Origin of the sequence: Herbaspirillum sp. RV1423, assembly GCF_000577615.1 — a bacterium.
In the GTDB taxonomy this organism is placed as follows: domain Bacteria; phylum Pseudomonadota; class Gammaproteobacteria; order Burkholderiales; family Burkholderiaceae_D; genus Herbaspirillum.
Genome location: NZ_CBXX010000004.1, coordinates 238,173 through 251,382 on the forward strand (window position 1 = coordinate 238,173; position 13,210 = coordinate 251,382).

Below are 13,210 nucleotides of genomic sequence, written 5' to 3' on the forward strand. Positions count from 1 at the left end.
CTCAGACGTAGCGCACTTCCAGAATTTCATACTCGCGCAAACCTGATGGCGCCTCGACGGCCACCACGTCGCCGGCGCTCTTGCCGATCAATGCGCGGGCGATCGGCGACGTCACCGATACCTTGGATTCCTTGATGTCGGCTTCGTCGATGCCGACGATCTGGTAAGTCACCTTCTCGCCGCTATCCAGGTTTTCCAGGTCGACGGTCGATGCAAAGACCACGCGGCCGTCCGCGCTCAAGGTTGCGGGATCGACGACCAGCGCCGAGCCCAGCTTGCCTTCCAGATCCGCGATGCGGCCTTCGATGAAAGCCTGGCGTTCCTTTGCGGCATCGTATTCGGCGTTTTCCGACAAATCGCCCTGCGCGCGCGCTTCAGCGATCGCATTGATGACGGCCGGACGTTCTTTAGATTTCAAACGCTGCAACTCTTCCTTCAGAAGCTCTGCACCATGCTTGGTGATGGGAACTGTACTCATAAAACTCTCAACAAAAAATGAGGCACTTTTGTATGACTTGCCCTGGAGGCCGTTGCAACATCGCGCCGGCGGTTCCGCAGCGGCGGCGCGATGTTGCAACAGCCCTTACAGGCAAATACAGAGTTTGCCGTTAAAAAAGACACAGAGGGCATCGAATACTCAGATGCCCTCTGCACTAGTAATGAAACTCAGCAATGAAACGTGTATGTGGGGTTTAGTGTATAGCTTTATGCAGCCCTTGTAAATCATACACATCCAGCACGTCCAGGTGGCGCATGCCTTCCACGGCAGCCTCGGCGCCGGCGATCGTCGTGAACGTCGTCACGCGCGCGGCCAGTGCCGAAGTGCGGATGGCGCCGGAGTCGGCAATCGCCGTACGCTTCTCTTCGACCGTGTTGACCACGAGCGTGATCTCGTTGTTCTTGATCATGTCGACGATGTGCGGACGGCCTTCCACTACCTTGTTGACGGTCGTGACGGGAATGCCGGCGGCGGCGATGGCGGCAGCCGTACCCTTGGTCGCGACGATCGAGAAGCCGAGGCCGACCAGATCTTTCGCCACCTGCACTGCGCGCGGCTTGTCGCTGCCCTTGACGCTCAGGAACACCTTGCCCGAAGTCGGCAGCTTGACGCCCGCGCCCAATTGAGACTTGACGAAGGCTTCGCCGAAGGTCTTGCCCACTCCCATGACTTCGCCAGTGGACTTCATCTCTGGTCCGAGGATGGTGTCGACGCCCGGGAATTTCACGAACGGGAACACGGCTTCCTTGACGCTGAAGTAAGGCGGAATCACTTCGTTCCTGATGCCCTGGCTTTCCAGCGACTGGCCGACCATGCAGCGCGCGGCGATCTTCGCCAGTTGCAGGCCGGTCGCCTTGGAGACGAACGGCACGGTGCGCGATGCGCGCGGATTCACTTCCAGCACGAATACGACGTCTTGCAGCTTGCCGTCGACTTCGCTCTGTTGGATCGCAAACTGCACGTTCATCAAGCCGACCACGTTCAGGCCCTTGGCCATCAACGCGGTCTGGCGTTTCAGTTCTTCGATGGTTTCCTTCGCCAGCGAATACGGCGGCAGCGAGCAGGCCGAGTCGCCCGAGTGAACGCCGGCTTGTTCGATGTGTTCCATCACGCCGCCGATGAAGGTGCGCTCGCCGTCGGACAGGCAGTCGACGTCGACTTCGATCGCATCGTTCAGGAAGCGATCCAGCAGCACCGGCGAATCGTGCGAGACCTTGACCGCTTCGCGCATATAGCGCTCGAGGTCGCGTTGCTCGTGGACGATTTCCATAGCGCGGCCGCCCAGCACGTACGAAGGACGCACCACCAGCGGATAGCCGATTTCCTGCGCCAGACGCAACGCGTCGGCTTCGGTGCGGGCAGTGCGGTTGGGTGGTTGACGCAAACCGAGATCCTGCAGCAGCTTCTGGAAACGCTCACGGTCTTCGGCGGCGTCAATCATGTCCGGCGAAGTGCCGACGATAGGCACGCCATTGGCTTCCAGGTCCAGCGCCAACTTCAGCGGCGTCTGGCCGCCGTACTGGACGATCACGCCGTAGGGCTTTTCCAGCGCAACGATTTCCAGCACGTCTTCCAGCGTCAGCGGCTCAAAGTACAGCCGGTCGGAGGTATCGTAGTCGGTGGAAACGGTTTCCGGATTGCAGTTGACCATGATGGTTTCGTAGCCGTCGTCGCGCATTGCCAGCGCAGCGTGCACGCAGCAATAGTCGAACTCGATGCCCTGGCCGATACGATTCGGACCGCCGCCCAGCACCATGATTTTTTTCTTGTCGGTCGGCTTCGATTCGCACTCTTCCTCATAAGTCGAGTACATGTAGGCGGTGTTTGTCGAGAACTCGCCCGCGCAGGTATCGACGCGCTTGTAGACCGGACGGATGTTGAGCGCATGGCGCTTCTCGCGTACTGCGGTGTCGGTGACCTTCAGCAGCTTGGCCAGGCGACGGTCGGCGAAACCCTTTTGCTTCAGCTTGAACAGCGTGTCCTTGTCCAGCCCGTCGAGCGTCTGGCCGTTTTCCAGCCACAGTTCGATGTCGACGATTTCCTTAATCTGCGACAGGAACCAAGGATCGATGTGGGTCAGGCCGTGCACTTCTTCCAGCGAGAAACCTTGCGCGAACGCGTCGCCGACATACCAGATGCGGTCGGGACCAGGCTCGCCCAGTTCTTCCTTGATGGTCTCGTGATCGGTGGTCTTTTCGTTCATGCCGTCGACGCCGACTTCCAGGCCGCGTAAGGCTTTCTGGAACGATTCCTGGAAGGTGCGGCCGATTGCCATCACTTCACCGACCGACTTCATTTGCGTGGTCAGATGGTTGTCCGCTTGCGGGAATTTTTCGAACGCAAAACGCGGAATCTTGGTGACGACGTAATCGATCGACGGTTCAAACGAAGCCGGAGTCGCGCCGCCGGTGATTTCGTTGCGCAGTTCATCGAGCGTGAAACCGACCGCCAGCTTGGCGGCGATCTTGGCGATCGGGAAACCGGTCGCTTTCGAAGCCAACGCCGACGAACGCGAAACACGCGGATTCATTTCGATAACGATCATGCGGCCATCCGCCGGATTGACCGAGAACTGCACGTTGGAGCCGCCGGTGTCGACGCCGATCTCGCGCAGCACCGCCAGCGAGGCGTTGCGCATGATCTGGTATTCCTTGTCGGTCAGCGTTTGCGCCGGCGCCACGGTGATCGAGTCGCCGGTATGCACGCCCATCGGATCGAGGTTTTCGATCGAGCAGACGATGATGCAATTGTCGGCTTTGTCGCGCACGACTTCCATCTCATACTCTTTCCAGCCGATCAGCGATTCTTCGATCAGCAGTTCCGAGGTCGGCGATGCTTCCAGGCCGCGCTTGCAGATGGTTTCAAATTCTTCGGCGTTGTAGGCGATGCCGCCGCCGGTGCCGCCCATGGTGAACGATGGACGGATGATGACCGGGAAGCCCAGTTCCTTCTGCACTGCCCACGATTCCTCCATGGTGTGCGACACACCCGAGCGTGCCGAACCCAGACCGATCTTGGTCATCGCGTCCTTGAACTTGGAGCGATCTTCGGCCTTGTCGATCGCCTCTGGAGAAGCGCCGATCAGTTCGCAGCCGTATTTTTCGAGCACGCCGTTGCGGTGCAAGTCCAGTGCGCAGTTCAGCGCCGTCTGGCCGCCCATGGTCGGGAGGATCGCGTCCGGCTTTTCCTTGGCGATGATGCGCTCCACCACTTGCCAGGTGATCGGCTCGATATAGGTGACGTCGGCCATTTCCGGGTCGGTCATGATGGTCGCAGGGTTGCTGTTGACCAGGATGACTTTGTAGCCCTCTTCACGCAGGGCCTTGCAGGCTTGCGCGCCGGAATAGTCGAATTCGCAGGCCTGGCCGATGATGATCGGACCGGCTCCGATGATCAGGATGCTTTTAATGTCGTTACGCTTAGGCATGTTTCTTTTTCTCCATCATCGCCACAAATTTATCGAACAGGGGGGCGATGTCATGCGGCCCGGGCGATGCTTCGGGGTGGCCCTGGAAGCAGAACGCGGGCTTATCGGTACGGGCAAAACCTTGCAGCGAGCCGTCGAACAGCGACACGTGCGTGACGCGGCAGTTGGCCGGCAAAGTCGCGGCATCCACGGCAAAACCGTGGTTTTGCGACGTGATCAGTACTTGTTTGGTTTCCAGGTCCTGCACCGGATGGTTCGCGCCGTGGTGACCGAACTTCATCTTCAGCGTCTTGGCGCCGGAAGCCAACGCCATGATCTGATGGCCGAGGCAAATGCCGAAGGTCGGGATACCGCGCTCGATCAGCTCCTTCGACGCGGCAATCGCGTAGTCGCACGGTTCCGGATCGCCGGGGCCGTTGGACAGGAAGATGCCGTCGGGATTGAGCGCCAGCGCTTCGGCGGCAGTCGCCTGCGCCGGCAGCACGGTCACCTTGCAGCCGCGCTCGGCGAGCATGCGCAGGATGTTGTACTTGACGCCATAGTCGAAGGCGACCACGTGAAATTTCGGCGTGATTTGCTGGCCGTAGCCACGGCCGAGCTTCCACTCGGTCTCGGTCCAGTTATACGCTTGTTTGGTCGACACGACCTTGGCCAGGTCCATGCCCGCAAGGCCGGGGAAAGCGCGCGCCAATTCCAGCGCCTTGGCGGTGGCCGCGTCAATGTCCGATTCGCCGGCCACGATGGCGCCATTCTGCGCCCCCTTTTCGCGCAGGATGCGGGTCAGCTTGCGCGTGTCGATGCCGGCAATCGCCACAATATTGTTGGCTTGCAGATAATCGCTCAGGTTTTGCTTGGTGCGAAAATTGGAAGTCAGGCGCGGCAGATCCTTGATGATCAGGCCGGCAGCGTGAATCTGCGATGCTTCGACGTCTTCGGGATTGACGCCGGTGTTGCCGATATGCGGGTAAGTCAGTGTGACGATCTGGCGGCTGTAGCTGGGGTCGGTCAGAATTTCCTGATAGCCGGTCATGGCGGTGTTGAAAACGACTTCACCGGCGGTCGTGTTGACCTTGCCGGCGGCGCCGATGGAAACACCAAGAAAAACGGACCCGTCTGCTAGCGCGAGGATGGCCGGAACGGTAGGGCCAGAAAGAAGAGGCAGCAAGGGTAACTCCTGAGATTGTTACCGCCGCTGGCCTGACCAGATCTAGGGACGCACCCAACCAACCGACGACCGGCGCAAACACCCCGTTTTAACTACGTGGGGGAAGGTTGTGGGTCTGCTGGGGCGAGGTGGAGGATTCGGTATGCGCTACGGCGGAATTTAAATTAGCTAAACCGCTCGATTATAGCGCAAAATGCGCCCCCCAGCAAATCCAAAGATTGCCGGACGGCGCATTTCCAGACCTTCCCGGTTATCAAAAACCGGCTAAAAATCAACTAATTAGCAGATTATTTACATACCGATCCAGGTCTCACAGACCCAGTGCGGCGATACCCGCCTTGGCGATCTGCACATCCTCCGACGACTTCACGCCGGACACGCCGACGGCGCCGACACATTGCCCTTCGACAACGATAGGCACGCCGCCTTCCAGCAAGCCATCCAGTTCCGGAGCACACAGAAAGGAGAAGCGGCCGTTATTGATCATGTCTTCGTAAATCTTGGTTTCGCGACGGCCCAGGGCGGCAGTCTTGGCCTTGGCCGGAGCGATGTGCGAGGAAGCAGGCGCAGCGCCGTCCAGGCGTTGCAACCACAGCAAGTGACCACCATCGTCGACGATGGCAATGACGACCGCCCAGTTATTGGCCTTGGCTTCCGCTTCGGCGCCGGCGGCGATTTTCTTCAGGTCTTCGAGTGTCAGGTATGGTTTCGTTTGCATGATGCTCCCAAATGGCTCAAGTAAAAAAGAATGCTGATTGTAAGTCGAGATTGCGCCGCTGGCACAAAATATGCTGAACTCGCGGCATCCGCTTTCATTGCACGGCTACGTCAGCATATATAAGACATTGACCTTATTGCAATTTTTCAAAAATAAGCTTTTGACATCGGCGATGAAATTGTTTACATTCCAGCAGTCATACCGATAGGGAAATGTCCTGATGACAACACGCAACGCCGCACGATACCGACAACATCTCGCAAAAGCGTGCGTGCTGGCTGCCGGCCTCTGGTTCTGCAGCACCGCGTGGAGCATCGACAATCCCCCCCAGCAAGATCCTCTTCCTCCCGGCAAAGCAAACATCGCTCTCGCCAAACTGCATGACATCACCAACCGCGCTTCCGAACTGGCCGTCCAAGCGTTGAGCATGCTCGGCATCAACTACCGCTATGGCGGCACCTCGCCGGAAACCGGCCTGGATTGCAGCGGCCTGGTGCGTTACGTCTTTAAGGAAGCATGGGGCACCGACCTGCCGCGCACCTCGGCTGAAATCAGCCGCGTCGGTGAAAAAGTCGACAAGATCGACCTGCGTCCGGGCGACCTGGTGTTTTACAACACACTACGCCGCGGTTTCTCGCATGTCGGCATCTATCTCGGCGACCGCAAATTCATCCACTCGCCATCCGCGGGCGGCCAGGTGCGCATCGAAGATATGGATCTGGCGTACTGGAAAAAACGCTTCAACGGCGCGCGTCGGATCGTCACCGAAGGCGAAGAACCGCACTAAGTACCAAGTCCGGGATTGTGATCCCCGGATTTCCCATCATTGCCCGCCGAACAGCGTCGTTAATTCCCGCTTTTTGCCTTCAATTTCTGCCTGAGTTCCGGCATCGCCTTCATCGTCGCCTGCTCTCCGGCCAGAATCGCCAGATTGCGTCCCGCAAAATCGCTGCCCTTCATCGCCCCCAGTCCAGGCTGGATAACGATATCTGCATCCTTCAATTCGTAGTAGTTGATGCTCTGCCCCATGATCGCGAAGGTCTGCAGCATCACGTCGACCGAACTGGACGAAGCCTGGGCTTCAGGCTGAGCCGAGATATTCACGGCAATCACGAAGTCCGCCCCCATTTCGCGTGCAAAATGCACCGGCACCGGCGCCACCAGGCCGCCGTCGACATAATAGTGATCGCCGATCTTGACCGACTGAAACACGCCCGGCACGGCCGATGATGCGCGCACCGCGACGCCGGCGTTGCCGCGCCGGAACAGGATCGGCTGGCCCGTCTTGAGGTCGGTCGCGACGGCGCCGAACGGCAGTTTGAATTTTTCGATCGGCAAGTTATTGACTGAGCGGTTGACGTAACTCTGCACGCCCTCGCCCTTCAGCACCCCGCTGACCTTGGCGAAAAACGGCACCGACCAGTCGGAAATGGTTGCTTCGTCCATATCAAGCGCCAGCTTCTGCAAGGCAAAGCCGTTGTTGCCCGCGGCATACAAAGCGCCCACCAGGCTGCCCGCGCTGGTGCCGACCACGATGTCGGGGAAGATGCCCTGCGACTCCAGCGCCTTGATCACGCCGACGTGCGCGAACCCGCGCGCCGCGCCTCCGCCAAGCACCAGTGCGATACGCGGCTTTTGCTGCGGCCTGGCCGGCGCCGCAATCGGCGTCACCGTCGCGGCGACGGGTGTGTCGACGTTTTTTTGCGGCAGGATGCTGCAGGCGGACAGCAGGAGAAGGAAGAGCGGAAAGAGCGCGCTGACGGCGCCACGCAAAGCGGACATATTCTTCGAGAACACAAAATCTCAGCCCGGACGGGCGCAACCATTTTAGCCGAAACACCTTCCTGCCTGCCGTCGCCCTCTTTCCCTTGATTTGGAAACAATCATTTCCTATAATACGGCAATGACTGCCAACACTCCCCCTACAAGCAACCGCAGCCGTGGCCGGCCGCGCGAGTTCGACATCGACGCTGCGCTGGACAAGGCAATCGTCGTGTTCACCGAGAAGGGCTATTACGGCGCCTCGATCAATGATCTGGGCGTCGCCATGGAACTCACCGCCGGCAGCATTTACAAAGCCTTTGAAGACAAGAGGAGTGTTTTCGCCGCCGCCCTTGAACGCTATATCGCCTTGCGCACCGAGCGCCTGCAGCAAGCGCTCAAACCCGCCGCCACAGGACGGGAACGCATCAGGGCCCTGCTGGCGCTGTATGCCGAATCGAGCCACGAAGACGAAGGACGCCGCGGTTGTTTGATCGTCAGCAGCGCGGTGGAATTATCCGTCGCCGATCCCGCCATTGCCCGCCGCGTCGCACAGACGCTCGACACCCACGAACAGCGCTTGGCGCTCTTCATCCGCCAGGGAAAAGAAGACGGCAGCATTTCGGTGCAAGTCGATGCCGCATCCACGGCGCGCCTGCTGCTATGCGTGCTGCAAGGCATGCGCGTGATCGGCAAGACCGGGCGCAGCAAGAAAGCAATGTTCGGCCTGATCGACAATGCCCTCAAAGTACTCGATTAACTTTTTTTGGAAATTAAGGAAATAATCATTTCCAATTGCTTGAATCACCCTACCCAAACACTTGATGAAAAGGAAGCCAAGACCATGTCCACATTCGATCCCCTCACCTTCTGGAACAGCTTCCACCACGGCAGCGCGCACGTCAACGGCATACGCCTGCACTATGTCGAAGGCGGCGGCGGTGGTGCACCGGTTCTGCTGATCCCCGGCTGGCCGCAAAGCTGGTACGCCTGGAGACTGGTCATGCCGCTCCTGATTGCGCGCGGCCGGCGCGTCATCGCCATCGATCCGCGCGGCATCGGCGACTCCGACAAGCCGCCTTCCGGCTACGACCTGAAAACCGTGGCGGCCGACCTGCACGAATTCATCCGCACGCTCGGCCTGGCCGGGCATGGCAAAGTCGACGTCGCCGGCCATGACGTCGGCACCTGGATCGGCCATGCCCTGGCCGTCGACTGGCCTGAAGACGTGCGGCGGCTGGCCTTGTTCGACGCCGCCCTGCCCGGCATCACGCCGCCTCCGCCGGCCGGCATTGCGTCGACCGAGCTCAATGCCAAAACCTGGCATTTCGCATTCAACCGCCTCGACGATTTGCCTGAAATCCTGCTGCAAGGCCACGAACGCGCCTTTCTCAACTATCTATTCCATACCAAAGCGATCAATCGCTGGACCATCGGACCGGCCGATCTGGACGAGTACGAACGAGTATTCACCGCACCCGGCGCCGTGCGTGCAGCCTTGTCCTACTATCGCACCGCCTTCAGCCCCGAAGGTCTGGCGCAAAGCCGCAACCGCGCCGAAAGGAGGTTGGGAATGCCGGTCCTTGCCATCGGCGCCGAACACGGCGTCAAAGACGCCCTGCTCAATACGCTACGCACCATCGCCTCCGATGTGCGGGGCGACGTCATTGAGAGTTGCGGACATTACATTCCTGAAGAAATGCCGAACAGCGCAGCCGACGCCCTGCTGGGCTTTTTCGGCGAAGCGAGCAACTGAGGTACTTGCCGGCCGGACGGAATGTTTACTGCGTGAACATGACCGTCGGAATCTTTGAATCCGTTTTTTTGATTTGTTAGCGAGCCAAGCAAAGAAATTCAATGCCATTAAGCAACTATCGCCAAGGCCGTCGGCGGTTCGATTCATTATTCGAGCATGAAAATACGAGCAAACACACTCCATCGAAAAAGTACATGTATTTCCTAGAAATATGTCTTGAAATAGGGCAATCAATCCCTTAACATTCACGCACATTTAGACGATTTCGCGACGGCAAGGGCAATCATTCGCTCTCTTCGCAAGCCCATCTGAATACAGATTCAAGCTTGATGAACGACGCAGGATGACGCGCCGTTGATGACGCTCACAAGCCAAAACGCAAAGTTCTGGCTTTCGAAGGGGGAGTCTTTCTTCTCTAAAAAAGAGTGGGAAGACAAACAAAAATAACACCGCACTGCAATCAGGAATCGCTCCGCATGTCCATCGATAACAGCAACTCCGCATCGCATACTCCATCCTTCCGCCGACTCGCTTTCAGCGCCTTGGTATTATCGGCAGTGACCGGATGCGCCTCCATCGCGCCGCAAGCATTGAGCAACGCGGAAATATCCGCCACGCTGCAAGCCGACAAGCAGGCGCTGAGCAAAGACGTCGAGCCGCTCAACGGTCCATTGACGCTGGATGAGGCAATTGCCCGCGCCATCAAGTACAACGCCGATCGCCGGCTGAAAATGATGGAAGAAGCGCTGGCTACAGGCACGCTGGAAGCTGGCAACTACGACATGCTGCCGAAACTGGTGGCCTCGGCCGGCTACCGCGATCGCAGCAATGACTACATCACCCGCAGCCAGGATTCGGTGACCGGACAGCAATCTCTGGCCAACCCGTTTATTTCCTCCGGCCGCAGTGCGACAACGACCGATCTGACTTTCTCCTGGAGCCTGCTGGACTTCGGTCAAAGCTATTACGCGGCCAAGCAGAATGCCGACCGCGTACTGGTCGCGCAGGAGCGCCGCCGCAAGGCGCTCCACATATTGATTCAGGACGTGCGCACTTCGTATTGGCGCATGGTCGCGGCGCAATCCCTGAAAGACAAGGTGCAAAGCGCCATCGCCGACGCAGAAAAAGCCTTGAAAGACGCGGAACGCGCCGAAAACGAACGACTGCGCAATCCGCTCGACGCGCTGCGGTTCCAGCGGCAATTGCTGGAAAACCTGCGCCTGCTGGAAGCCGTGGAGCAGGAACTGTCTGCCGCCCGCATCGAACTGGCTTCGCTGACCAGCCTGCCGCTCGGCACCGACTACACCGTTTCCACGCCTGCCGTGGAAACGGCGAAAACCTGGCTTGACCTGCCTATCGCACAACTTGAAGAACAGGCGCTGATGCGCAATGCCGATCTGCGCGAAAGCATGTACAACGCCCGCATCGCGCAGCAGGAAACGCGTCGGACCATGCTGCGGTTATTCCCCGGCCTGTCCTTCAACTACGGTTACAAAACCAGCGACGACAGCTATCTCATCAACCAGCACTGGAGAGAGGCCGGCGTCCAGGTTTCCTTCAACCTGTTCAACCTGCTCGCCATCCCCAGCCAGAAACGCCTGGCCGATGCCGGTGTGAGCCTCGCCGAACAAAAACGCATGGTGACGCAGATGGCCGTGCTCACGCAACTTCACATCGCGCGCCTGCAATACGCCAATGCGCTGCACCAGTTTGACCGTGCCGATGCGATCGCCAATGTCGAGAACCGCATCGCCGACCACGTCACCAACCAGACCCTCGCCGAAAAACAAACCCAGCTTGATCGGGTCTCCCAGCAAACCTCGCAGATCCTGGCGCAATTGCGGCGTTACCAGGCAATGGCTACTGTGCAGACCGCTTCATCGCGACTGCAAGCCACGCTAGGCATGGAACCCGTCATCGCCGACACCGCCGGCGAGTCGGTGCAGGAACTGGCGGCAGCGGTGCACAAGTCGCTGCAAGCCTGGGATAGCGGTCAACTGCCAGAGACGAAAAATTAAGCCGGCAACCATGCGAACAATCAAGCCAGGCAGGAAATGGCAAACGCTGCAAGCGATGGCTGTGCTGGCAGCAGCCGGAATGGCGACCGCAATATCAGGCACTGCCTTGGCCACCGAACCGCTCAGACCTGCCGCGGCTGCACCGGCCAAACCGGCTGTATCGGCAACGACGACGCAAAATGCTCAGGCCGCGCCGGGCATGCTCGACAAACGTGAAATCCGCGCCCAGCTTGCTCCCGTGCGCTACACCACGATCGCCGCCGAAATCGGCGCGGTCGTCGCGCGGCTGCCGGTTCCTGAAGGCGGACGCTTCCAGCGCGGCCAACCCCTGGTGCAATTCGACTGCGCAGTGCAAAACGCCCAACTCAACAAAGCCAGGGCAATCCTTAACGCCGCCGACAAGGGGTGGCAAGCCAACAAGCGCCTGGCCGAACTCAACTCCGTCGGCAAAGTTGAGCTCGACAATTCGGAGGCCGAGGTCGCCAAGAGCCGCGCGGACGTGGCGGCGCAAGCCGCCATTGTGGCCAAATGCGCAATCGCCGCACCTTTCAGCGGCCGGATTGCGGAGCAAAAGATACGCGAGCAGCAATTCGCCCAACCTGGTCAGGCGCTGCTTGAAATCCTCGATGACAGCTCCCTCGAACTGGAGTTCATCGTGCCGTCCCGGTGGCTCGCCTGGGTCAAGCCCGGCAGCACTTTCCAGGTGCGCATCGATGAAACCGGCAAAGCCTATCCGGCCAAAGTCCAGCGCCTGGGCGCCCGGGTGGATCCGGTGAGTCAATCGGTCAAAGTTGTCGGCGTTATCGACGGGAAATTCAATGAATTGATGGCCGGCATGAGCGGTGCCGTGATGTTCCGCCCGGAAGAGCAACACCAATAGATCGAAAAATCTTATCAAGGGAGAAGGCACATGCGGAACCGATCGAATAAAACATGTCACCAGGTTGCCCAACTTGGCGTCTTGACCGCGGCATTGATGGGCAGTACCGGCAGCTACGCCTGCCCGGCCGATCCTTTCATCTCGGCGGTCTGCATCATGGCCGTGGCGGGCAGTCAGTACACGGCTGGTTTCGACAGCTACGTGCTGGCCAACGGCCAGGCACTCAACACCAATTCCTATCAGGCCCTGTACGCCCTCATCGGCACCACTTACGGCGGCACTACCAGCGCATTCAATCTGCCCAATCTGCAAGGACGCGTGGTGGTTGGCGCCGGTTATCAGGCTGCCACTGGCCTCAACTACCCAGTCGGTGCAGCGCAAGACAATAGCCCGGCTATCCAGTTGACGGCCGCGCAGTTGCCGGCCCACTTCCATCTGCTGAACTCCGCCTCCTCGCCGATCCAAGTCGCCGGCGGCGGCGTGTCGCTCAACTTTCAGAATGTCAACTTCGTCACCAGTCTGGCGGCGGTCACCGCGACAACGACGCTGACGAACGTACAAGCCTCGACGGACGGCAGCGCACTGCAACTGTATGCGTCTCACGGCGGGACCACCACCAACGAGCCCTTGAACGCCTCGCTCACCCTCACCTCCGGCGCGGCCGCCAAGATATATTCCGATGCCAGTCCCTACGTAGCAATGAAAGCTGGTTCCACCGGCAGCATTCGCGGTACCGCTCCCGTCAGCTTCGTCGGCAACCCGACCACCACACTGGCCGGCACCGCCACCACGAGCATGGTTGGCACGCCGTCAGCCAGCCTGACGCCATTCAATGCATCGATCAGCGGAGCAACCGCCGCAGCCGGCGCCAACGGACCGGTCAATATCATGCCGTCCTATATCGCACTGCGGTATTTCATTGCCGTTTCCGGCCTGTATCCGGTCTCCAACTAACCGCCGCGGCTGCGCCGCACCCGGCGCAGCCG

The 13,210-nt window shown here is 59.5% G+C and carries 11 protein-coding genes; 6 read left to right on the forward strand and 5 right to left on the reverse strand.

Annotated features, from left to right (window positions below):
* Position 1 precedes the first annotated feature (1 nt).
* The 4 genes from greA to RV1423_RS05860 all read right to left on the reverse strand — a co-directional run bounded on the left by greA (position 2) and on the right by RV1423_RS05860 (position 5,809).
* Complete coding sequence (gene greA, locus RV1423_RS05845) at positions 2-478, reverse strand: transcription elongation factor GreA (RefSeq protein WP_034294214.1); 477 nt, start codon at positions 476-478, stop codon at positions 2-4.
* Between the two features lie 214 nt (positions 479-692).
* On the reverse strand, positions 693-3,926 hold the full coding sequence (gene carB / locus RV1423_RS05850; protein ID WP_034294216.1) for a carbamoyl-phosphate synthase large subunit: 3,234 nt from the start codon (positions 3,924-3,926) through the stop codon (positions 693-695).
* Complete coding sequence (carA, locus tag RV1423_RS05855) at positions 3,919-5,091, reverse strand: glutamine-hydrolyzing carbamoyl-phosphate synthase small subunit (protein ID WP_034294217.1); 1,173 nt, start codon at positions 5,089-5,091, stop codon at positions 3,919-3,921. The genes carB and carA overlap by 8 nt, the downstream gene beginning before the upstream one ends.
* Positions 5,092-5,401: 310 nt before the next feature.
* The gene (locus tag RV1423_RS05860) at positions 5,402-5,809 is read right to left on the reverse strand and encodes a heme-binding protein (RefSeq protein ID WP_034294219.1); all 408 of its coding nucleotides are present in this window, start codon (positions 5,807-5,809) and stop codon (positions 5,402-5,404) included.
* A gap of 220 nt (positions 5,810-6,029) precedes the next feature.
* On the opposite strand from RV1423_RS05860, the gene RV1423_RS05865 reads away from it, so the two are divergent.
* Positions 6,030-6,596 (forward strand): C40 family peptidase, encoded by a 567-nt coding sequence (locus RV1423_RS05865; protein ID WP_034294221.1) that lies wholly within the window; start codon positions 6,030-6,032, stop codon positions 6,594-6,596.
* 59 nt (positions 6,597-6,655) lie between these two features.
* On the opposite strand, the gene RV1423_RS05870 is transcribed toward RV1423_RS05865, so the two are convergent.
* Positions 6,656-7,591: a patatin-like phospholipase family protein gene (locus tag RV1423_RS05870; RefSeq protein WP_034294224.1), complete on the reverse strand. Its 936-nt coding sequence runs from the start codon at positions 7,589-7,591 to the stop codon at positions 6,656-6,658.
* Positions 7,592-7,712: 121 nt separating this feature from the next.
* Between RV1423_RS05870 and RV1423_RS05875 the strand changes: the two genes are divergently transcribed.
* The 5 genes from RV1423_RS05875 (at position 7,713) to RV1423_RS28460 (ending at position 13,178) form a co-directional block, all read left to right on the forward strand.
* The gene (locus RV1423_RS05875; protein ID WP_034294226.1) at positions 7,713-8,330 is read left to right on the forward strand and encodes a TetR/AcrR family transcriptional regulator; all 618 of its coding nucleotides are present in this window, start codon (positions 7,713-7,715) and stop codon (positions 8,328-8,330) included.
* A gap of 84 nt (positions 8,331-8,414) precedes the next feature.
* Entirely contained in the window at positions 8,415-9,326 is a 912-nt protein-coding gene (locus tag RV1423_RS05880; protein WP_034294228.1) for an alpha/beta fold hydrolase, read from the forward strand.
* 476 nt (positions 9,327-9,802) lie between these two features.
* Positions 9,803-11,344, forward strand: coding sequence for a TolC family protein (locus RV1423_RS05885; protein ID WP_231502066.1), 1,542 nt, complete (start codon positions 9,803-9,805; stop codon positions 11,342-11,344).
* A gap of 10 nt (positions 11,345-11,354) precedes the next feature.
* Positions 11,355-12,224 carry an efflux RND transporter periplasmic adaptor subunit gene (locus tag RV1423_RS05890; protein ID WP_231502067.1) on the forward strand — a complete coding sequence of 290 codons (870 nt, stop codon included), beginning with the start codon at positions 11,355-11,357 and terminating at the stop codon, positions 12,222-12,224.
* A 30-nt stretch (positions 12,225-12,254) separates the two neighbouring features.
* Positions 12,255-13,178, forward strand: a complete 924-nt coding sequence (locus RV1423_RS28460; RefSeq protein ID WP_081768708.1) for a phage tail protein — start codon at positions 12,255-12,257, stop codon at positions 13,176-13,178.
* The last annotated feature ends 32 nt before the right edge of the window (positions 13,179-13,210 follow it).

Excerpts from the sequence above, each read along its gene's own strand:
- greA (WP_034294214.1), bottom strand. The coding sequence starts at position 478 with ATGAGTACAGTTCCCATCACCAAGCATGGTGCAGAGCTTCTGAAGGAA.
- carB (WP_034294216.1), bottom strand. The coding sequence starts at position 3,926 with ATGCCTAAGCGTAACGACATTAAAAGCATCCTGATCATCGGAGCCGGT.
- RV1423_RS05860 (WP_034294219.1), bottom strand. The coding sequence starts at position 5,809 with ATGCAAACGAAACCATACCTGACACTCGAAGACCTGAAGAAAATCGCC.
- RV1423_RS05865 (WP_034294221.1), top strand. The coding sequence starts at position 6,030 with ATGACAACACGCAACGCCGCACGATACCGACAACATCTCGCAAAAGCG.
- RV1423_RS05870 (WP_034294224.1), bottom strand. The coding sequence starts at position 7,591 with ATGTCCGCTTTGCGTGGCGCCGTCAGCGCGCTCTTTCCGCTCTTCCTT.
- RV1423_RS05875 (WP_034294226.1), top strand. The coding sequence starts at position 7,713 with ATGACTGCCAACACTCCCCCTACAAGCAACCGCAGCCGTGGCCGGCCG.
- RV1423_RS05880 (WP_034294228.1), top strand. The coding sequence starts at position 8,415 with ATGTCCACATTCGATCCCCTCACCTTCTGGAACAGCTTCCACCACGGC.
- RV1423_RS05885 (WP_231502066.1), top strand. The coding sequence starts at position 9,803 with ATGTCCATCGATAACAGCAACTCCGCATCGCATACTCCATCCTTCCGC.
- RV1423_RS05890 (WP_231502067.1), top strand. The coding sequence starts at position 11,355 with ATGCGAACAATCAAGCCAGGCAGGAAATGGCAAACGCTGCAAGCGATG.
- RV1423_RS28460 (WP_081768708.1), top strand. The coding sequence starts at position 12,255 with ATGCGGAACCGATCGAATAAAACATGTCACCAGGTTGCCCAACTTGGC.